Consider the following 20,122-nt stretch of genomic DNA (forward strand, 5'->3'; position numbering starts at 1 on the left):
CGCCGCTCTTCTCGAACCTCATTTCCAAGGCAGGCCATGGCCAAGCGACAGGCACCTGACACCCGTCCCGAAATCTATGTCAGCACCGACGTGGAGGCCGACGGCCCCATCCCCGGGCCGCACTCCATGCTGTCGTTCGCTTCCGCCGCGATGCTGGCGGACAAGACCGTGCTGAGCACTTTCTCGGCCAACCTGGAAACGCTGCCGGGCGCGGCCGGGCACCCGGCGCAGATGCAGTGGTGGCAAACCCAGCCGGAAGCCTGGGCCGCCTGCCGGCAGGATCTGGAACAGCCCGAGCGGGCCTTGGTGCGCTACGTGGAGTGGGTGGAAAGCCTGCCCGGCAAGCCGGTCTTCGTGGCCTTTCCGGCTGGCTTCGACTTCACCTGGATGTTCTGGTACATGATGCGTTTTGCCGGCCGCTCGCCGTTTGGCTGGGCCGCGCTCGACATCAAGACGCTGGGGTTCGCCATGACCGGGCTGCCCTACCGCAAGACCGTCAAGCCGGCGCTGCCGGCCGAGTGGAAGGACCCGCTGCCGCACACCCATGTGGCGCTTGACGATGCGCTGGAGCAAGGTGCGCTGTTCTGCAACATGCTGGCCGAGCTGCGCGCGCGGGAGGCCACGCTGGCCGCCGCGCAAGCTTTGGCCGAAAGCGATGGCGCGCCACCGGCTCCCACGGCCTGAGCAGGCTTGCCTGCGGGTTGCCGCGGGCCATGCGCCGGCCTCGCATCCTGGGCCACGCCAGCTATAGTTAAGACGTATATGGCATCCGAACCCACTTCGTCTCTCAGGGCTGCCGCGGCGCCACGCCATATACGGCTTGCACGGCCTCGCGAGCCACGCCCAGGAGGTGTCGCCCATGCGTTTCCATCCCAACCTGCACTTGCGCCAGATGGCCGGCCGGTTGCACTGGCCGCACGTGACCTCATCCTCGCGCGAGTCCACCCGCCCGCACTCCCTGGAGGACGATGCCGAAGTCGCCAAGGCCACGGTCTACGTGAGCGTGGTGACGCTGGTGATCCTGCTGGTGGTCCTGGCGGCAATCGCTTTCGGCCAGGAGGCCATGCACTGGCTGGGTGTTCAATAGACGACTCGCCTGAAGCAGTTCAGCCTCCCTGACCGGGCCGGCCCCCACCTAGGTGGGGGCCGGTTTTATTTCGGGGCCAAGGTTTGCCGGCGCCGGCTCAGGCCAGCAAGGGGGCGACGTTCTCGGGCGGGCGGCCGATGGCGGCGCGGCGGTTGCGTACCACCAGCGGGCGTTGCAGCAGGATGGGGTGGTCGGCCACTGCGCCCAGCACCTCAGCATCGGTCAGGCCCGGATCGGCCAGGCCCAGCTCCTTGTAGGGCGCTTCGTTGTCGCGCACCATCTCGCGCACTGGCACGCCCAGCATGGTGTGGAGCTGCTTGAGCGTGGACAACGTGGGCGGCGTCTTCAGGTATTCCACGATCTCCACGGGCTCGCCCAGCCGGCCAGCGGCTGCCTCGACCAGCGCGAGTGTTTCGCGCGACTTCGAGCAACGGGGGTTGTGATAGATGGTAATCATGGTGGCACTCCTGGTTCGACCGATGCCCCGGCGCCGGGGCTGAAACCCGCACTATACAAGCGGCGTTGCCCGCCCGCATGCCCCCGAGAGGTGGCATACCGGCTCAGGCCGGGCTTTGCCTTTCCGGCGCCAGCCGCAGCAGGGCCGCCACGGTGGCGCGCAGCCCGGCGCGCAGCGGCTTGTCGTGGCGCAGCACCAGCGCCAGCGTGCGCGCCAGCGGCGGGGCCAGCGGGCGCACGGCGATCCGCGCGCGCGGCTGGCCCGGCGGCAGCGCCATGCCCGGCAGCACCGAATAGCCCAGCCCGGCACCCACCAGCTCCTTGATCGCCTCGACGCTGTCGAGCTCCATCACCGGGCGTGCGCTGATGCCGGCGCGCAGGAACCATTCGTCCACCAGCCGGCGCGTATTGCCGCCGGGCGAGAACAGCACCAGCGGCCGGCCGGCCAGGTCGGCGGGCGCAACGGTAGCGGGCAACGGCTCGTCGTCGGCGGGGCCGATGGCCACGAACGGGTCTTCCAGCACAGGCGTGATATCGAACATCCGGCCAGAGGCCGGCAGCGTCACGAAGGCCAGGTCCAGGGCGTTGTCTTCCACCGCCTTGAGCGCTTCGCCGGTGTTTTCCGTGCTGACCACGATCTCCAGCGCAGGCATGGCGCGGCGCAGATCGCGTAGCACCGCAGGCAACAGGTAGATGCAGGCGGTGGCGCCCGTGCCCAGCCGCACCCGGCCGACCACCCCACCGGCGTGGCGCGCCATGCTGTCGTCGGCGGCGGCCAGCGCACCGGCCACGCCGCGCGCGTGCGCCAGCAAGTCTTCGCCGGCAGGGGTGGGCAGCACGTGGCGCCCTACCCGTTCGAGCAGGCGCAGGCCATAACGCTGCTCCAGCTGGCGCACCTGCAGGCTGACGGCCGGCTGGCTCAAGCCGAGGCGCTCGGCCGCCGCCGAAAAACTGCCAAGATCGCAAACCAGCGAAAAAGCCTGCAGGAAGTCGGGATTGAGATGCCGCATGCCAAAGAATTTCTTATGCGCTGCATAAGTCAGCGAAGCTTCCTTTATAGCATCGGCGCAAGTTAAGGTAGCAGCGTGTCCTGGCCCTTGCCACCGCCGGGCAGCTTGCTGCAATACGGCTTTCATCCACGTATCACCTTTCCTCCGGCATCGACTACGCTCGAACCGGCTCACCTGCCCAGACCGCTCGCCGCGCCAGCATCATGAAAGCCCCTCTCGCCACACTCAGCGCCGCCTCTGCCACGCCGATGGCCGTGGCCAATGCCACCGCCGCCGTCCAGGCCTGCGCCAGCCCGTCGATCCGCGACGCCACCGCTGCCGACATCCCCGCCATCCAGGCCATCTACGGGCACCACGTGCGCCACGGCCGCGCGTCGTTCGAGGAAGTCGAGCCAGGTGTGGACGACATCCGCCTGCGTCACGCCGAGGTGAAGCGCCAGGGCCTGCCCTACCTGGTGGCCGAGCGCGGCGGCGAAGTGCTGGGCTACGCCTACGCCAGCGCCTACCGCACGCGCAGTGCTTACCGCTTTGCCATTGAGGATTCGGTCTATATCGACGAACGCTACCGGGGCCAGGGCCTTGGCCTGGCGCTGCTTGCCGCGCTGGTGTCGCGCTGCGAGAGCGGCCCGTGGCGGCAGATGGTGGCGGTAGTGGCCTGCACCGCCAGCGGCGAAGGCGCTGGCTCGCTGGCCTTGCACGAGCGGGTGGGCTTTCGCACCATCGGCCGGTTGCAGTCCGTCGGGTTCAAGCACGGGCAGTGGATCGATACGGTGCTGATGCAGCGGTCGCTGGGAGATGGGGACGAAACGCCGCCGGTGGAGCGCGCGGCCAGGTCGTAAGACCTGGCCGGCCCCAAGCCGGCAAGCAGCCGATCCACCTGAATTAATTCCAATGAGGAATTTTAAGTGGATCTGGCTAGGTAAATATATTCGTCATGCGCATGATATTGCGATCAAGGCTGACAAGAGGGCCCGGCGAGCGAGCGCCCCCTCTTCTAGTCCCAAAGCTGATATCAGCCCCGGGACCATGACGGATCAACCGATCAGATCCGACAGCGCCAGCGCCACCACCTTGGTGGCACGGTTCAGGTCGTTCAGGCGCAGGTTCTCGTCCGAGTTGTGGCCGCGCGCTTCCATCAGTGTGCGCGGGCCGGCGCCGTACAGCACGGTGGGGATGCCGTACTTGGTGTAGTGGCGGGCATCGGTGTAGAGCGGCACGCCTTGCACCGGGATCTCCACGCCGAACACTTCCTCGGCACGGCCCTTCAGGGCGCCGATCAGCTTTTCCACGCCCGGCAGTTCCGACAGCGGCTCGGCCAGGATGATGCGCTCGACCTTGACCTCGATGCCCGGACGGTCCTTGGCGGCCTTCTCGACCACGGCGCGCAGCTCACCCTCGGCGTCGAAGCCGATTTCCTCGGGGATCATGCGGCGGTCGACGCGGAAGGTCACCAGGTCCGGCACCACGTTGGTGTTGATGCCGCCCTTGATCAGGCCGACGTTCAGCGTGGCGGTATCGATGCCCAGCGTCTTCGACTTGCGCGTGGCCAGCTCGGCACGCAAGCCGTAGATGGCTTGCAGGATGTGGGTGGCGGCTTCGATCGCGTCCACGCCGGTGTGCGGCATGGCGGCGTGGCCTTGCTTGCCCTTGACCGTCACTTCCACGTGCAGGCAACCGTTGTGGGCCGAGGTGATGCCGTAGGAGAAGCCGGCCGAGATGGCGTAGTCCGGCTTGCTCAGGCCCTGGTCGAGCAGGAACTTGGGACCGATGTCGCCGCCGGTTTCCTCGTCGTACGTGAATTGCAGTTCCAGCGTGCCGTTGAGCTTGGCGCCTTGCTTTTCGGCTTCCATCAGCGCCAGCACGGCGTACGTGTAGGTGGCGAAGTCCGACTTGGACACCGCCACGCCACGGCCGTACATGACCGGGCCGTGCTCGCTGTCGGCGATTTCGCCGCCGTACGGGTCCTTGGTCCAGCCCAGGCCCGGAGGCACCACGTCGCCATGGGCGTTCATGGCGATGGTGGGGCCGCCCGTGCCGAAGCACTTGCGCACCAGCAGGTTGGTGGCGCTGATCATGCCAGCGGCCTTGACCAGTTCGTCCGGCACTTTGTGCGCTTCGACCTTGAAGCCCAGGCTTTCGAGCAGCACCTTGGCGCGCGCGCCGTGCGCGTCGCAATCGCCCGGCGGGTTATCCGACGGCACCTTGACCAGTTCGGCGAGGAAGGCTTCCTGCGCGGGACGCTGGGCGTCGATGTAGTTGGTGAGCGTGGTCTGCAGCGGGTTCACGTTGTCTCTTGCGGTCATGTTGATTCTCGAAAAAGTCTTTCAGGATGGCGGATGCGGGCGCTTTACTGCTGCCGCGCGGAATGCTTGTCGAAATGCTCGACGAAATCGCTGAACACGGCAGCCGCGCTGGCGGCGTCCTCCGCGGTCATGATCTCGGTGGGGTGATGGCTGATGCCACCGTTGCCACAGCGCACAAACAGCATCGCGACATCGGCAATCGCCGCGATGGCCATGGCGTCGTGGCCGGCGCCGGAAGGCAGGTGCCGCACCGGCAGCCCCTGGCGGGCGATGGCATCCGCCCATTGCTGCTGCAGCCAGGGCGCGCACGGCACGCTGACGGCCTCGTGGGTCTTGCGGATCTGCACGCGCACATTGCGCCGGGCGCACACGCGCTCGATTTCCGCCAGCACGTCATTCACGGCAGCCTGGCGCACGGCGTCTTCGCCGGCACGGATGTCGATGGAGAAGACCGCGCGGCCCGGCACCACATTGGCGGCGCCGTTAGGCACGTTGAACTGGCCGATCGTGCCGACCAGGCCCGGCAGGCCACTGCAACGGCGCTCGATAAACAGGCCGATCTCGGCGCCAGCCATGGCGGCGTCGCGGCGCATGTCCATTGGCACGGTGCCGGCATGGCCGGCCAGCCCTTCAAGTTCCACGATAAAGCGGGTAGCGCCGGAGATCGCGGTCACGACACCCAGTGACAGCCCTTCGTTGAGCAGCACCGGGCCTTGCTCGATATGGACTTCCACGAACGCCAGCACCTGCTCGCGCGCATGCGCGGCGGCGGGCAGGCCGGCGGGATCGAAACCTGCCGCGCGCATCACTTCGCGCATGGTCTTGCCCGAGTCGTCCACGTTGTCGAGCACATTGGTGTCGAAGGTGCCGGCGATGGCGCGGCTGCCCAGCAGCGTGGCCTTGAAGCGCACGCCCTCTTCCTCGGCAAAGCCGACCACCTCGATGGCGAACGGGAAGCGCTTGCCCTGGCGGTTCCACTGCGCCACACAGGCGACCGGGAGGATCACGCCGAGGTTGCCGTCATAGCGGCCGCCATCGCGCACGGTGTCGAAGTGCGAGCCGGTGAGCAGCGCCGGCGCATCGGGCGCGGTGCCCTCGTAGCGGCCGATCACGTTGCCGGCCGCGTCGCGGCGCACCGTCATGCCGGCAGCCTGCATCCACTCGGTGAGCTGCGCGGCGGCGCCGTGGTGAGCTTCGGTGAGATAGGTGCGGGTGAGCATGCCGGGCTGCTCGGTGTGGACGGCCAGGGTATCGGCCCAGGCCATGATGCGCGCCCCGGTTTCGGTAGCGGGCGTGAGGGTTGCTGCCATGCGTGTCTCCTGCTGGAAGTGCGCGAATGCGGGTGGCGCCGGATCATGCAAGCCCCGCGCCAGCGGTGCCTCGGGTGCCGGGCCGGCGCCGCCGGACCATCCCGGTGCGCCCTGACTCTCGTGCGAGAGCTCTATTTTGTGCGATTCATGGTAGCACAGTGAATTCAAAAATTGCATACAAAAATGATATGCACTATATTGGCTTCCACGTTCCGACAATTCGCTGCGGACAATCCGATCCGGACAGCGAGTTGCGTGGATTACGCTCCAACAAGCGGGCCAATCCACGAAGCGCCGCAGCCCTCACCCGGCCACGCGCCCGGCACGTCAGGCCGGCTGTCCCGCCACGCGGGCAACCGGCAATTCCTGCAGCAATGACAGGATGCGCCAGCCAACGTCTAGGACGCGTCCGCATGGAGACAACGATGCACCCAGCAGTCCAGCAACGGCCGGCTTCCGGCCGCCCGCAAGCCGCCTTTTCCCGCTTCTTCCGATCCCTGTTTGGCCAGGTCCTCGTTGCCCTGGTGCTCGGGACTGCGCTCGGGCTGTTTTTCCCTGAATTTGCCGCCAAGCTCAAGCCGCTCGGCGATGCCTTTATCAAGCTGATCAAGATGCTGATCGGCCCGATCGTGTTCTGCGTGGTGGTGGCGGGCATCTGCGGTGCCGGCGAGCTCAAGAAGGTGGGCCGGGTCGGCATCAAGGCTGTGCTCTACTTTGAGGTGGTCACCACCATCGCGCTGGCGCTGGGCATCGCGCTGGCTTACATCTTCCACCCCGGCACCGGCATGAACGTGAACCCGGCCTCGCTCGACGCCTCGGCCATGTCTGCCTATGTGGACACCGCCGAGAAGGTCAAGAGCGCGGGCATGGTGGACTTCCTGCTCAAGCTGATTCCCAGCACGGTGATGGGCGCGTTCGCCAGCGGCGACGTGCTGCAGGTGCTGCTGGTATCGATCCTGTTCGGTTGCGCGCTGTCGCTGGTGGGTGAGCGCGGCCAGCCGCTGGTGACGATCATCGACACCTTCTCGCACACGCTGTTCAAGATGATGGGCTTCATCATCAAGCTGGCGCCGCTGGGCGTGCTGGGCGCGGTGGCTTTCACCGTGGGCAAGTACGGCATCGGCTCGCTCAAGCAGCTGGGCTACCTGGTGCTGGTGTTCTACGGCGCGGTGGCCTTGTTCGTGATGGTGGTGCTGGGCACGGTGATGCGCCTGTGCGGCTTCTCCGTCTTCAAGCTGATCCGCTACCTGCGCGCCGAGCTGCTGGTGGTGCTGGGCACCGCATCGTCCGACAGCGTGCTGCCGCAGGTGATGAAGAAGCTGGAGTTCCTCGGCATCAAGAAATCGGTGGTGGGCCTGGTGATCCCCACGGGCTACTCCTTCAACCTGGATGCCTTTTCGATCTACCTGACGCTGGCCGCGGTGTTTATCGCCCAGGCTACCAATACGCCGCTGGCGCTGGGCGACCTGCTCGGCATCCTGGCGGTGGCGCTGGTCACCTCCAAGGGCGCGCACGGCATCCCCGGCTCGGCCATCGTGATCCTGGCGGCCACGCTGTCGGCGCACCCGGCCATTCCCGCCATCGGGCTGGTGCTGGTGCTGTCGGTGGACTGGTTCATCGGCATTGCCCGCGCGGTCGGCAACCTGATCGGCAACTGCGTGGCCACCGTCGTGGTCGCCGCCTGGGAAAAGGATATCGACCGGGCTCGCGCCCACGACGTGCTCAACGGCAGGATCGACGCCGGCGACTTCGAAGCGGGCTTTGCCCCGGCGCCGCACGAGGCCGCCCTGGCTACCCCCGGGGCATCCCCGCTGCCCGGCGCGGCCGCGGGGCGCTAGAATCTCGGGATTCCTCCTACCGAGACGCTGCGCAAGTGCGCGACCATGCCTGAGCATATCGACCCTGCCATGACCGCCGAAGCGATCGCCGAAGACATCGTCGCGGCGATTGTCTCGCACCGCCTGCCGCCCGGCACCAAGCTGCGCGAAGAGGCCCTGGCCAGCGTCTACCGCGTCAGCCGCACCAAGGTGCGCGCCGCGCTGCTGATGCTGTCCAAGGACAAGCTCATCCAGATCGTGCCGGACAAGGGCGCCTTCGTGGCCAAGCCCAGTGCCGAGGAGGCACGCGAAGTGTTCGCGGTGCGCCGCATCCTGGAGGCAGCCCTGGCGCGTGAATTCGTGGCGCGCGCCACCGCCGCCGACTACAAGCGCATCGACCGGCACCTCGTCGCCGAAAAGAAGGCGCTGGGCGGCAGCGATGCGCATGTGCGCACCCGCCTGCTCAGCGATTTCCACATCATGCTGGCGGACGTGGTGGGCAATGGTGTGCTGACGGGCATGCTGCAGGAGTTGTCGTTGCGCAGCGCGGTGATCACCATGCTCTACCAATCCCGCCGCGACGCCGCCTGCTCCTCGGATGAGCATCGCGACTTCATCGAGGCCGCCCGCGCCGGCGACACCGAGCGCGCGGTGACCCTGATGGTGGAGCACCTGAACCACGTCGAGGCGGCGCTGCATTTCGAGCAGGTGCCCGCCGCCCGCAGCAAGGACCTGGTGACGGCGCTGCTGGCCTGATCCCGGCAAGCTGCTGCGCGCTTGACCCAGGTCAAGGCGCGCCACGCGCCTTTGCACGATCATCGACCTCGTCATGAAGCTGCGGGGGCGCGCTTCATGACACACTGGCCCGTCCATCGCGGACGGCAGCCCGCACGCCGGCTTGGGTGCGGGCTTTTTCTTTTGCGCGCCGCGCGCGCCGTCATTGCCAGATCCGCGCGTGATCGAATCACGGCTTCGGAGTAGGATGTCGGAGGCCCAAGTCAGAGGCCGCTTAAAAGATCAATGGCAAAAGATAGAAGCCAGGAGACAGACATGACCCGTTCCAGCCGTCCGGTGGCGATGTTCGAGGCATCGCCAGCACCAGCCCGCGCCATCCTGCTCCCCGATTTGCCACCCCTGGCGGCCCCACCGTCCGTGCGCTCGCGCCGCGTGCGCGGCTGATCTTCCCGCCCGCCCCCCCGTGCCGGGCCATCCGCTTTCATCATCCAACCCATCCTGGTGAGGGAAACCCATGTCCAACGCATTCAAAGATGACGTCCTGGCCGGCAAGGTCGTGTTTATCGCCGGCGCCTCGTCCGGCATCAACCTGGGCATCGCCCGGCATTTTGCCAAGGCGGGCGCCAGGCTGGCACTGGTCAGCCGCGACCCCGAGCGCATCGCCGCGGCGGCGGCCAGCATCAACGATGCCGGCGGCAGCGCCATCGGCATGGCAGCCGATGTGCGCGACTACGGCGCGGTGGAGGCGGCGCTCGCGCGCACGCGCGACGAGCTTGGCCCGATCGATATCGTGATCTCGGGCGCGGCCGGCAATTTTGTCGCGCCGGCGCTAGGCATGTCCGCCAACGGCTTCAAGACCGTGGTGGATATCGACCTGATCGGCACCTTCAATGTCTTGCGCGCCTGCTTTGCCTTTCTCAATGCGCCGGGGGCCTCGCTGATCGCCATCACCGCGCCGCAGGCGGTCAACGCAATGATGTTCCAGGCCCACGTATGCGCCGCCAAGGCCGGCATCAACATGCTGGTGAAATGCCTGGCCATGGAATGGGGCCCGGCCGGCGTGCGTGTCAACGCCATCTCGCCGGGCCCCATCGCCGGCACCGAGGGCATGGCGCGGCTCGCGCCCACGCCGGAAATGGAGGCGCGCTTCAAGGCGCGCCTGGCGCTGCGCGACTACGGCGACAAGGACGATATCGCCAATACGGCGCTGTTCCTGTCCACCGACAACGCCCGCTATATCACCGGCACCATCGTCGACTGCGATGGCGGCAGCAAGCTGGGCGACGCGTCGGCCGACGCACTGCATCCGCCCAAGGCGCCCGGCAAGGCGGCCTGAGCCGCGCGGCGCCCCACACACTCAAGCCTTTGTGCATTTGCGCATTCGTGCATCAGAACACCTACGACAAGGAGACACCTATGACTTCACCCGTGCTCTATCACGCCGCCGAGGGCGTAGCCACCATCACCCTGAACCGCCCCGACGTGCTCAATGCGCTCAACAGCGCGCTGATGCTCGAGCTGCGCGCCGCCGTCGAGCGCGCCGCGCAGGACGAGGCCGTGCGCGCGGTGGTGCTGACCGCCAATGGCCGCGGCTTTTGCGCGGGCGCCGACCTGGCCGGGCGTGAGCCCGGGCTGCAGGATTCGGGTACGCTGCTGCGCGAGCGCTACCACCCGATCATCCTGGCGCTGCGCAATATGCCCAAGCCCGTCATCACCTCGGTCAACGGCGTAGCGGCCGGCGCTGGCATGAGCCTGGCGCTGGCCGGCGACGTGGTGCTGGCTGGCCGCTCCGCGTCGTTCCTGCAGGCGTTCTCGAAAATCGGCCTGGTGCCCGATGCGGGAAGCACCTACTTCCTGCCGCGCTACGCGGGCGAGATGCGCGCCCGCGCGCTGGCCATCCTGGCCGAGAAAATCGACGCCGAAGAGGCCCATCGCATCGGCCTGGTGTGGAAGGTGCATGAAGACGAAGCCCTGCCGGCCGAGACCGCCAAGCTGGCCGCCCACCTGGCGCAGATGCCCACCTTTGCCTACGGCCTGATCAAGGAAGCACTGAACGCCAGCCTGGAGAGCGACCTGCCGGCACAGCTCGAACGAGAAGCCACGCTGCAGTCGCGCGCCTCGAAGAGCGAGGACTTCAAGGAAGGCGTGGCGGCGTTCCTGGAAAAGCGCAAGCCTGCATTCAAGGGCCGCTGACCACCGCTGGCTACGCATTGCACCATCAATTCGAAACCAGGAGACGCGCACCATGCTAGGCCTCATGCAAGACCGTCCGTTGCTGATTTCCTCACTGATCGAGTACGCCGCGCAGTACCACCCGTTGCAGGAGATTGTGTCGCGCACGATCGATGGCGGCACGGTGCGTTCGAGCTACGCGGAGGTGCACCGCCGCGCAAAGCGGGTCGCCAGTGCGCTCGTCGGCCCCGGCGGACTTGACATTAAGCAAGGCGACCGCGTCGGCACGCTGGCGTGGAACACGCACCGCCACCTGGAGCTGTACTTTGGCGTGTCGGGCGCGGGCGTGGTGCTGCATACCGTCAATCCCCGCCTGTTCCCCGAGCAGATCGACTACATCATCAATCACGCGGAAGATCGCGTGCTCTTCTTCGACCCGTGCTTCGCGCCGCTGGTGGCGCAACTCGCGCCGCGCCTGTCCAGCGTCACGCACTACGTGGCAATGACCGACCGCGCCGGCACCGACGCGCTCGGCCTCGCCGGCAAGCTGCCCAGCCTGCTGTGCTACGAAGACCTGGTCGAGGCCGGCAGCGAGGACTATGCATGGCCGCAGTTCGACGAGCGCACCGCGTCGTCGCTTTGCTACACATCGGGCACCACCGGCAACCCTAAAGGCGTGCTGTACTCGCATCGCTCCACGGTGCTGCACAGCCTCAAGGCTTGCGCGTCCGACACCTTTGGCGTGAGCGCGGACAGCGCGATCCTGCTGGTCGTGCCGCTGTTCCACGCCAACGCCTGGGGCATGCCCTACGCATGCGCCATGACAGGCGCCAAGATGGTGCTGCCCGCCCAGCACCTGGACGGCGAAAATGTCTACCGCATGCTGCGCGACGAGCGCGTGACCTTTTCCACCGCGGTGCCCACGGTGTGGCTGATGCTGTTCCAGTACCTGGATACACATCCAGAGATCGATCCGCGCTCGCTCGGGCTGAAGCTGGCCGGCGTAGGCGGCTCCGCCGCGCCGGCGGCGATGATCGAGCGCTTCGAGCAGCAGTTCGGCGCGCGCTTCGTCCAGGGCTGGGGCATGACGGAGACCAGCCCGATCGGCGTGATCAGCACGCTCTTGCCCAAGCATCAAGCGCTGGGCACGCAGGAGCAATTGAAGATCAAGCTCAAGCAAGGCCGCGCGCTGTGGGGCGTGGACCTGCGCATCGAGGACGACCAGGGCAACGCGCTGCCGCACGACGGCCAGGCCTTTGGCCGGCTCAAGGTGCGCGGGCCATGGATCGCCTCGGCGTACTTCAAGGCAGAGCACGACGCGCTCGACGCCGACGGCTGGTTCGACACCGGCGACGTTGCCAATATCGATGCCGACGGCTATGTGCAGCTGGTGGATCGCGCCAAGGACGTCATCAAGTCCGGCGGCGAGTGGATTTCTTCCATCGACCTGGAGAATGCCACCATGGGCCATCCCGCCGTGGCCGAAGCCGCCGTCGTGGGCGTGCCACATCCCAAGTGGCAAGAGCGCCCGCTGCTGGTGGTGGTGCGCCGCGCGGGCAAGGACGTGAGCGCCGCCGAACTGCTCGCGTTTCTCGCCGCGCGCGTCGCCAAATGGTGGGTGCCCGACGACGTCGCCTTTGTCGACTCGCTGCCCCACACTGCCACGGGCAAGCTGCTCAAGGTGAAGCTGCGCGAACAATTCAAAGACTATGTCCTGCCCACGGCGCAGGACCCGATTCCAGCAAGGAGCAATGCAAGATGAGCACCAGCAGCGAACGCATCATCCTGAGCATCGAAGATGGCGTGGCCGAGGTCAGGCTCAACCGGCCCGACAAGATGAACGCGCTCGACCCCGCCATGTTCGACGCGCTGATCGAGACCGGCCAGCGTCTCGCGCACGAACCGGACTTGCGCGCCGTTGTGCTGTCGGGCGCAGGCCGCGCATTTTGCGCCGGGCTCGATATGCAGAGCATGGCCGGGCTGGGCGATGGCCAGGGCGACGCCATCGCCGAGGGCCGCCTCGCGGCGCGCAGCCACGGCATCGCCAACCGCCCGCAGTTCGCCTGCATGGTGTGGCGCGAACTGCCGGTGCCGGTGATCGCCGCTGTGCACGGCGTGGCGTTCGGCGGCGGCTTGCAGGTCGCGCTCGGCGCGGACCTGCGCTATGTCACCGCGGACACGCGCATGTCGGTGATGGAGATCAAGTGGGGGCTAGTGCCCGACATGGCCGGCATGCTGCTGATGCGCGGCCTGGTGCGCCCCGACCGCCTGCGCGAGCTGATCTACAGCGGCCGCATCGTCACTGGCGAAGAAGCCTGCGCGCTGGGCCTGGCCACCGCCGTGGTGGACGACCCGCGCGCCGCCGCGCTAGCCACCGCGCGCGACATCGCCAACCGCAGCCCGGACGCAATCCGCGCCGCCAAGCGCTTGATGCAGGTGAGCGAAGACGGCGACGGTGCCGCCATCCTGCTGGCCGAATCGGTCGAGCAGGACCGGCTGATCGGCGGCGCCAACCAGCGCGAAGCAGTGATCGCCAATATGGAAAAGCGGGCAGCGGCGTTCAAGCCGGCGTCGTAGTGTTGCGTGGTGCCGGCTGAGGTGCTTGGCGATCTGCAATTTGCGTCTTGCGTTTTGCGCGCTCAGGCGTGCCGACGCGTTCGCTGGCGCCGCATCCGGCGATAGAGCGCCATGTAGACCGTCAGGTTGAGCGCCAGCACCACGGCGCCAAGCCCCATCTGGATCTCGCGCGTGAGGCCCTCGGGATAGATCAGCGCCAGCACGTAGTGCTGCACAAAATCCCCGCCATAGGCTTGCTGCCCCGCGCGCTGGCGCAGCGCATTCTCCAGCGGCGTGAGCGGGCAGATCCATCCGCTCCACTCCACCACCACGCCCCAGGCCGCTGCCGGCAGATGCAGCCAGGCCATGCGCGGCCAGCGCAGCACCAGCAAACCGCCCAGCATGACGAAGACGATAAAGGCGAGGTGAAAAAGGACGACCGCGTCCGCGAGCCACGCCGCCATCATCGTCCTTGCCGCCCGGTCCAGTAGCCCGGCACCGCGAACGCCGCCTTCAGGTGCTCGATAAAAAAGCGGATCTTTGCCGGCACCGGACGCTGCTGCGGGTACACCGCAAGGATGTCGTAATCCGGCAGCGCGTACTCATCCAGCACCGTGATCAGCTCCCCGCTCTCCAGCTGCGGCAGGATTTCCCAGGTGGAGCGCCAGCCCAGCCCCAGGCTCTCGCCCGTCCAGCGATGCAGCAACTCGCCGTCGTTGCAATCCAGGTTGCCATTGACGCGCACCGTCACCGTCTTGCCGTCCTGCTGGAAATACCAGCCGCGCTGCTGGCCTCCCTGCAGGTTGAACGCCAGGCAGTTGTGCTGCGCCAGGTCGTCCAGTGTCTGCGGCACGCCGTAGCGTGCGAAGTAAGCCGGCGTGCCGCACACCACCCGCTTGTTGGTCGCCAGCTTGATCGCGACAAAGTTTGGATCGATGGCCCCGCCAATGCGGATGCCCACGTCGTAGCCCTCGCGCACGAGGTCCACCACGCGGTCGGTCAGGTTGAAGGAAATCTGCACCTCGGGGTTCGCCGCCAGGAACGCCGGCGCATGCGGCGCCACATGCTTGCGCCCGAACGCCGCCGGGGCCGACACGATCAGGTGGCCGGTCGCCTTGTGCTTGCCCTCGGCGATCAGCATCTCGGCCCGGTCCAGGTCCGCCAGGGCCTTCTTGCACTGCTCCATGAACGCCGCGCCTTGCTCCGTTACCACGATGCGCCGCGTTGAGCGGTGCAGCAGCTTCACGCCGATGCGCGCCTCCAGCGCATTGATGCGGCGCCCGATCATCACCGGCGTCACCCCCTGCGTCAACGCGGCCGCAGCCATGCTGCCGTGTTCGACGACGGCGATAAAGGCTTCGATCTGTTTTAGCTTGTCCATGCTGTGTGTCTCCTGGGCGTCATTGTGGCGCATTTGGATGCGGCGGGCATGTGCTGGGGGCTATGTGGGCTATGGGGGCGATTTGGGTGGGGGTATGAGGTATGAGGTATGAGGTATGAGGCGGGAGGCCCGGACTTGGGCTCCGCCATCGGGCCATTCGTGTCCGATCAGGCACTCGTGCGCTCGGACAGTGCATCACTGCACTCACTTGCCCGCACGCACCGCGGGCCGCCCGCGCGGCATTGTTTGCGCGCAGTGCCGTACCTCCTTGCTGAACTCGGCGCAGGCGTGGGTCATCAGGTCTTCCGAGCGGTAGACGAGGAACACGCGGAACTCGGGTAGCTCGTCGCTGATGGGCAGTCGAATCAATGACGAAGGATCGAGCCGCAGCGGGCCGGTGCCGTCGAAGACGAAGTCAGACCACATGCTGATCAGGTCGGTGCGCGTGGCCAGCTGCAGGCCGAGCAGGTTGGAGGCGCTCTGCACCACGCGCTTGGGCATGTCGAGGCGGTGCAGCCGCATCACGCTGGCGAGCGGGCTGCCAGGGTCGTCGAGCGGGTCGAGGACGAGCCAGTCGGCATCGAGCAGCGGCCGCAGCCGGCGTACCCGCCGCAGCGGGTGGCCAGCGCGCACGGCCAGCGACATCCCGGTGGGAAACAGCGGTTCCCACTGGAAGGTGCCGGTCCCAGGCCCACTGTTGGTGGAGATCAGGCCGAGGTCGAGCCGGCCTTCGCGCAGGCCTTCGAGGATCTGTTGCGGGCGCAGCTCGAAGCCGCGCAGGGCGACGTTGGGAAAGCGCTTGCGGAACGCGGCCATGGCGTCGGGCAGCGGGCCGCTGGAGGCCACCGCGGTGAAGCCGATGTTGAGCTGCGCGTCGGCGTGGCCGCGGATGGCTTCGATGTCTTCCAGCGCATGCCGCAGTTCCTGCTCCACCAGGCTGGCGCGCTTGACCAGCGCCACGCCATAGGCGGTCAGGCTGACGCCGCGCACGGAGCGCGACATCAGGGTGACGCCGAGTTCGCGTTCCAGTTCGGCGATGGCTTTGGACAGCGCCGGCTGCGACACATGGAGGCTGCGCGAGGCTTCGTGGATGCTGCCGTGCTGGGCCACCGCCAGCAGGATGCGTAGTTGCTGCAGCTTCATCTTGGCTTTTCCTCTTTTTATGTTCTTCCAGGCGCCCCGCAACGGTGCGCGCCGCCCCGGAGCCGTGCCCGAGCGCCGTTGGCGGCACTACTGCGCGCACCCGGTGCTGCGCCGCGAATGCCCATGGCACAAGGCTTCTCGGTACTTGTACCGATAGCGGCGCGACGGTGGTTATGACGGCGATGCCATTTGGTTATCAGGATGAAAATATATGATTTTTGGCTTGCCGTGTTTGCCTCAATACTTCATCGCCAGGGAGTCCCCACTTTCCCGCGATGGATGCCCGGCAAGCGCCGGCCTCCATGGCCCCCGCCCCCTCAACCAGTTCGTGGAGATCCGACATGAACGATGCCACCCTGCCCGCGGCGCCCTCGCTGGCCCCTTCCCAGGCCACGCCCGCAAGCCCGGCGCGCCAGAGCCAGTCCCGCCTGATCGCCGCATGCTCGATCGGCAATGCGCTGGAGATGTACGACTTCACTGTCTACAGCTTCTTCGCGCTGCTGATCGGCAAGCTGTTCTTTCCGTCCGACAGCGCATACGGCTCGCTGCTGCTGGCGGTGGCGACCTTCGGCATCGGCTTCGTGATGCGGCCGCTGGGCGGCTTTGTGATCGGCAACTACGCGGACCGCCATGGCCGCAAGGCGGCAATGACGCTGACCATCGGCCTGATGGTGATTGGCACGATGTGCCTGGCCTTCGCCCCGACCTACGCGGTCGCTGGCTTGTTCGGGCCGGTGATGATCGTGGCCGGACGCCTGCTGCAGGGCTTTTCGCTGGGCGGCGAGATTGGCGCCTCCACCGCCATGCTGATGGAGTCCGGCGGCATCAAGGGCCGCGGCTTTCGCGTCAGCTGGCAACTCGGCAGCCAGGGCATTGCGGCGACGCTGGGCGCGCTCACGGCCGCCATTCTTTATGGCGTGCTGCCGCAGGCTTCGCTGGAAAGCTGGGGCTGGCGCGTGCCCTTCGTGCTGGGCCTGCTGATTGCACCTGTGGGGCTGTATATCCGCGCTCGCCTGGACGAGACGCACACGGCCGAGGCGCACGCACCTAGCCCGCTGGGCACGCTGTTCCGCGAGCATGGCGGCACTGTGGTCAAGGGCATCCTGACCATCATCGGCGGCACGGTCGCCACCTATCTGGTGGTGTATTTCATGCCCACCTACATGATCCGCGAACTGCATCTCCCGCCATCGCTGTCGCTGCTGTCGGGCTGCGTGACGGGTGTGGTGTGCCTGGTGATGTCGCTGGTGGCCGGCACGCTGGCCGACCGCTTGCCGCACCGCAAGCCGCTGGTGCTGGGCTCGATGGCCTTTACGCTGGTGTGCCTCTATCCCGCTTTCTGGCTGATGACCCATTACCCGAGCGTGCCGCTGGTGCTGTCGCTGTCCGCGTTGCTGACCGCCAGCGTCTACCTGGGTTCCACGCCGATGCTGCTGATGATGATGGAACTCCTGCCGGCCCATGTCCGCGCCAGCGGCCTGTCGGTGATCTACGCGGTTGGCGTGACGGTGTTCGGCGGTTCCTGCCAGTTCATCGTCACCTGGATGCTGGCCAAGACCGGCAACCCGATGGCGCCCGCCTTCTACATGATGGCCTGCGGCACGGTGACCATCCTCGCGGTGCTGACGATCCGCGAAAACGCCCAAGCGCATTGAGCGCTCTCCTCCTCTACCCGGCCAGGCTGGCCAACTTGCAGCAAAGGATAAACACATGACCCGCGAACCGACCCTGACGCCCTTCCAGCTGCTGCCGCACCTGCTGCCGGCGATCCAGATCGATGCCGAGACCTTTATCGGCATCCGCCGCCAGATCCACGCCCAGCCTGAGCTCGGCTTCGAGGTTGGCGCCACCAGCAAGCTGGTGGCCACCTTGCTGGAGAGCTGGGGCTACGAGGTGCACACGGGCATCGGCAAGAGCGGCGTGGTCGGGCAGCTGAAGCTGGGCAACGGCAAGCGCCGCCTGGGCATTCGCGCCGACATGGATGCGTTGCCGGTCGTCGAGGCCACGGGCCTGCCGTATGCCAGCAAGATCCCGGGCAAGATGCACGCGTGCGGCCACGACGGCCACACCGCCATCTTGCTGGCCGCCGCCAAGGCGCTGGCGGATAGCCGCGATTTCGATGGCACGCTCAACCTGATCTTCCAGCCCGACGAGGAAAACCTCTGCGGCGCGCGCGCGATGATCGAGGATGGCCTGTTCGCGCGTTTCCCGTGCGATGCCGTGTTCGCCTTGCACAATATGCCAGGCGTGCCCGCCGGCACCTTCCGCGTGCTGCCCGGCCCGGTGAGCTTGTCGTCCGACGTGGCCGACGTGACCATCAAGGGCGTGGGCGGGCACGGCGCCATGCCGCACCGCGCGCGCGATCCGATCGCGGCGTCCGCGGCCATCGTCACCGCGCTGCAGACGGTGGTGGCGCGCAATGTGGCGCCGGACGATACGGCCGTGCTGTCGGTGGGCTTTATCCGTGGCGGCGCCACGCACAACGTGATTCCGGAATCAGTCACGCTGGGCCTGAACGTGCGCGCGGCACGCCCGGAGACGCGCGCGCTGGTGGAGCAGCGCATCCGCGAGATCGTCAGCCTGACCGCGCAAGCGCACGGCGTGGAGGCGCACATCGACTATCGCCAGCTGACGCCGCCGATGGTCAACACGCAGGCCGAAACAACGCTGGCGCAGCAGGTCTGCGCCGAACTGGTCGGCACCGACAAAGTCGTGACGCAAGCCCCCAAGGGCCTGAACGGCAGCGAGGACTTCGCGTGGATGCTCAACGAAGTGCCGGGCTGCTACCTGATCCTCGGCAACGGCGAAGGCGAATTCGGCGGCTGCATGGTGCACAACCCGGGCTACGACTTCAACGACCAGGTGCTGCCGCTGGGCGCGGCTTGCTGGGTCCGGCTGGCCCAGACCTACCTGGCGGGTTGAGGCAGCGCAGGCAGCGTGGGCGGACCCGCTGCCGCGTGGTCCGCGTGGCCCACTTGCTCTGCGGCATCCTCCTCTGGCGAGGCCGCGGCTGCATCCCCGGGCGCGCTTGCCTGGAGGACTTCGGGCGGTACCGGCGCCGGAGATGGGACCGCGGATGCGGGCGCTGCAATGGGCACTGCAACGGGTACGGCGGCGGCCATTGCCGATGCCGCCGCGGGCGGCGTTGGCGCCTTTTCCAACTGCGCGCTGATCTGTGCCGCTTCGCCAAGCACGTAGGCAAGCCGGCGCAACGGCCGGCTGACCTGCAATTGCAGGAAGACCGCCAGCGCCGCGCCCGACACGAAGACAAGGCCGTAGAGCGACAGCAGCGGCAGCAGGCTGCCGCCTTTGCGCGGCAGCTCGAACAGGCCCGTGACCAGCACCAGGGCGGCCGGGCTGACCGCGATCAGCAAACCGATCGTCTTCGCCATGCCCTCCCACATCCGTAACTGCACCTCCACCCGACGTGCCCTGGCGCGCAGCGCCTGGGCGGGGACGCGCGCCAGCGAGCGCAGCAGCGCGCTCTCCGCCTCATCGTGCCGGTCGACCTGGTCGGCCAATGCCCCAAGCGGATCGCACAGCTTGCGCGCCAGCGCCGGCAGGTGCGTGAGCAGCAGCGCCGCCAGCCCCGCCACGCTGCCGCCCAGCAGGCTATAGACCAGCCGCGCCAGCCATGGCGCCGGCGTCTGCCTGATTTGGTACCTGGTGTACAGCACGGCGCCGGTCACTAGCAGCGCAGCCACCGAACAAGCCCAGAACAGCACCAGCAGGCCCCTCTGCAGCCGCATCAGGTTCATGGCGGCCGCGGGCGAACCGGCGGTATCGGATGCGGCGGGCGGCTTGCGCTTGAGCGCGTCAAGCAGCTCGCGGGTGGGAGGGAGCCTGGTATGCATGGCGGTCAGGTTGGCAATAGGTGGTTCCTGCGCCGTGCCTTGGCACAGGTACTGGCGCAATACCCGCACATTGTCGCCATTTAGCGGGCCGCAGGGTGTGCGCCGGGACCGACGGGCGGGCTTTTCCCGCAATTTCCTACGTATCGTTGCCGTCACACAACGTAGTTCCATGACACGCGCCAGGCCGTGCCGGGTGACCGCGTTTTCTGCCTCGATCGGCCTCATTCGATATCACGGGTATCGAATCAACTGATCTCCCTTCCCTTTATCCCAACCCGCTTGCGGGAATAGCATGGAC

General features: G+C 67.3%; 20 protein-coding genes. 12 read left to right on the top strand and 8 right to left on the bottom strand.

The window, feature by feature from the left end; all coding sequences use genetic code 11:
• The first annotated feature begins 36 nt into the window (after positions 1-36).
• Positions 37-684 carry a 3'-5' exonuclease family protein gene (locus AC1DQR_RS19140; RefSeq protein WP_416049910.1) on the top strand — a complete coding sequence of 216 codons (648 nt, stop codon included), beginning with the start codon at positions 37-39 and terminating at the stop codon, positions 682-684.
• A 175-nt stretch (positions 685-859) separates the two neighbouring features.
• The gene (locus AC1DQR_RS19145; RefSeq protein ID WP_416049911.1) at positions 860-1,087 is read left to right on the top strand and encodes a hypothetical protein; all 228 of its coding nucleotides are present in this window, start codon (positions 860-862) and stop codon (positions 1,085-1,087) included.
• Positions 1,088-1,184: 97 nt separating this feature from the next.
• Here the strand turns inward: AC1DQR_RS19145 and arsC are convergent, their stop codons facing one another.
• Positions 1,185-1,544, bottom strand: coding sequence for an arsenate reductase (glutaredoxin) (gene arsC, locus AC1DQR_RS19150; RefSeq protein WP_150993568.1), 360 nt, complete (start codon positions 1,542-1,544; stop codon positions 1,185-1,187).
• Between the two features lie 103 nt (positions 1,545-1,647).
• A complete protein-coding gene (locus AC1DQR_RS19155; protein WP_416049912.1) occupies positions 1,648-2,553 on the bottom strand; it encodes a LysR family transcriptional regulator in 906 nt (301 codons plus the stop codon).
• Positions 2,554-2,801: 248 nt separating this feature from the next.
• Between AC1DQR_RS19155 and AC1DQR_RS19160 the strand changes: the two genes are divergently transcribed.
• Complete coding sequence (locus tag AC1DQR_RS19160; RefSeq protein WP_416050402.1) at positions 2,802-3,392, top strand: GNAT family N-acetyltransferase; 591 nt, start codon at positions 2,802-2,804, stop codon at positions 3,390-3,392.
• A 195-nt stretch (positions 3,393-3,587) separates the two neighbouring features.
• Here AC1DQR_RS19160 and AC1DQR_RS19165 read toward each other — a convergent pair whose 3' ends face one another.
• On the bottom strand, positions 3,588-4,856 hold the full coding sequence (locus AC1DQR_RS19165) for a M20/M25/M40 family metallo-hydrolase (RefSeq protein ID WP_477133554.1): 1,269 nt from the start codon (positions 4,854-4,856) through the stop codon (positions 3,588-3,590).
• Between the two features lie 44 nt (positions 4,857-4,900).
• The gene (locus tag AC1DQR_RS19170) at positions 4,901-6,166 is read right to left on the bottom strand and encodes an allantoate amidohydrolase (protein ID WP_477133555.1); all 1,266 of its coding nucleotides are present in this window, start codon (positions 6,164-6,166) and stop codon (positions 4,901-4,903) included.
• 425 nt (positions 6,167-6,591) lie between these two features.
• Here AC1DQR_RS19170 and AC1DQR_RS19175 point away from each other — a divergent pair, with 425 nt between their 5' ends.
• From AC1DQR_RS19175 to AC1DQR_RS19205, 7 genes are all read left to right on the top strand, one after another.
• A complete protein-coding gene (locus AC1DQR_RS19175) occupies positions 6,592-8,004 on the top strand; it encodes a C4-dicarboxylate transporter DctA (protein ID WP_416049914.1) in 1,413 nt (470 codons plus the stop codon).
• A 45-nt stretch (positions 8,005-8,049) separates the two neighbouring features.
• The gene (locus AC1DQR_RS19180) at positions 8,050-8,739 is read left to right on the top strand and encodes a GntR family transcriptional regulator (RefSeq protein ID WP_043350559.1); all 690 of its coding nucleotides are present in this window, start codon (positions 8,050-8,052) and stop codon (positions 8,737-8,739) included.
• A 294-nt stretch (positions 8,740-9,033) separates the two neighbouring features.
• Positions 9,034-9,162, top strand: coding sequence for a hypothetical protein (locus tag AC1DQR_RS19185; protein WP_477133556.1), 129 nt, complete (start codon positions 9,034-9,036; stop codon positions 9,160-9,162).
• 70 nt (positions 9,163-9,232) lie between these two features.
• The gene (locus AC1DQR_RS19190; protein ID WP_416049915.1) at positions 9,233-10,054 is read left to right on the top strand and encodes an SDR family oxidoreductase; all 822 of its coding nucleotides are present in this window, start codon (positions 9,233-9,235) and stop codon (positions 10,052-10,054) included.
• Between the two features lie 80 nt (positions 10,055-10,134).
• Positions 10,135-10,911 carry an enoyl-CoA hydratase-related protein gene (locus AC1DQR_RS19195; protein ID WP_174425825.1) on the top strand — a complete coding sequence of 259 codons (777 nt, stop codon included), beginning with the start codon at positions 10,135-10,137 and terminating at the stop codon, positions 10,909-10,911.
• Between the two features lie 52 nt (positions 10,912-10,963).
• The gene (locus AC1DQR_RS19200) at positions 10,964-12,652 is read left to right on the top strand and encodes a long-chain-fatty-acid--CoA ligase (protein WP_477133557.1); all 1,689 of its coding nucleotides are present in this window, start codon (positions 10,964-10,966) and stop codon (positions 12,650-12,652) included.
• Positions 12,649-13,467 (top strand): crotonase/enoyl-CoA hydratase family protein, encoded by an 819-nt coding sequence (locus tag AC1DQR_RS19205; protein ID WP_477133558.1) that lies wholly within the window; start codon positions 12,649-12,651, stop codon positions 13,465-13,467. Before AC1DQR_RS19200 ends, AC1DQR_RS19205 begins: the two co-directional genes overlap by 4 nt.
• A gap of 62 nt (positions 13,468-13,529) precedes the next feature.
• On the opposite strand, the gene AC1DQR_RS19210 is transcribed toward AC1DQR_RS19205, so the two are convergent.
• The 3 genes from AC1DQR_RS19210 to AC1DQR_RS19220 form a co-directional block, all read right to left on the bottom strand.
• Entirely contained in the window at positions 13,530-13,913 is a 384-nt protein-coding gene (locus AC1DQR_RS19210) for a DUF2784 domain-containing protein (protein WP_477133559.1), read from the bottom strand.
• Positions 13,910-14,827 carry a LysR family transcriptional regulator gene (locus AC1DQR_RS19215; protein WP_416049919.1) on the bottom strand — a complete coding sequence of 306 codons (918 nt, stop codon included), beginning with the start codon at positions 14,825-14,827 and terminating at the stop codon, positions 13,910-13,912. The genes AC1DQR_RS19210 and AC1DQR_RS19215 overlap by 4 nt, the downstream gene beginning before the upstream one ends.
• Positions 14,828-15,031: 204 nt before the next feature.
• Positions 15,032-15,970 (bottom strand): LysR family transcriptional regulator, encoded by a 939-nt coding sequence (locus AC1DQR_RS19220; protein WP_477133560.1) that lies wholly within the window; start codon positions 15,968-15,970, stop codon positions 15,032-15,034.
• 341 nt (positions 15,971-16,311) lie between these two features.
• Here AC1DQR_RS19220 and AC1DQR_RS19225 point away from each other — a divergent pair, with 341 nt between their 5' ends.
• Together AC1DQR_RS19225 and AC1DQR_RS19230 are read left to right on the top strand one after the other, a co-directional pair.
• Entirely contained in the window at positions 16,312-17,625 is a 1,314-nt protein-coding gene (locus AC1DQR_RS19225) for an MFS transporter (RefSeq protein WP_416049921.1), read from the top strand.
• 55 nt (positions 17,626-17,680) lie between these two features.
• Positions 17,681-18,892: a M20 aminoacylase family protein gene (locus tag AC1DQR_RS19230; RefSeq protein WP_416049922.1), complete on the top strand. Its 1,212-nt coding sequence runs from the start codon at positions 17,681-17,683 to the stop codon at positions 18,890-18,892.
• Here AC1DQR_RS19230 and AC1DQR_RS19235 read toward each other — a convergent pair.
• Entirely contained in the window at positions 18,877-19,893 is a 1,017-nt protein-coding gene (locus AC1DQR_RS19235) for a hypothetical protein (protein ID WP_477133561.1), read from the bottom strand. The two genes, AC1DQR_RS19230 and AC1DQR_RS19235, sit on opposite strands and share 16 nt — an antisense overlap.
• Positions 19,894-20,122 lie beyond the last annotated feature (229 nt).

It is taken from the genome of Cupriavidus sp. 05L411 (assembly GCF_056398045.1).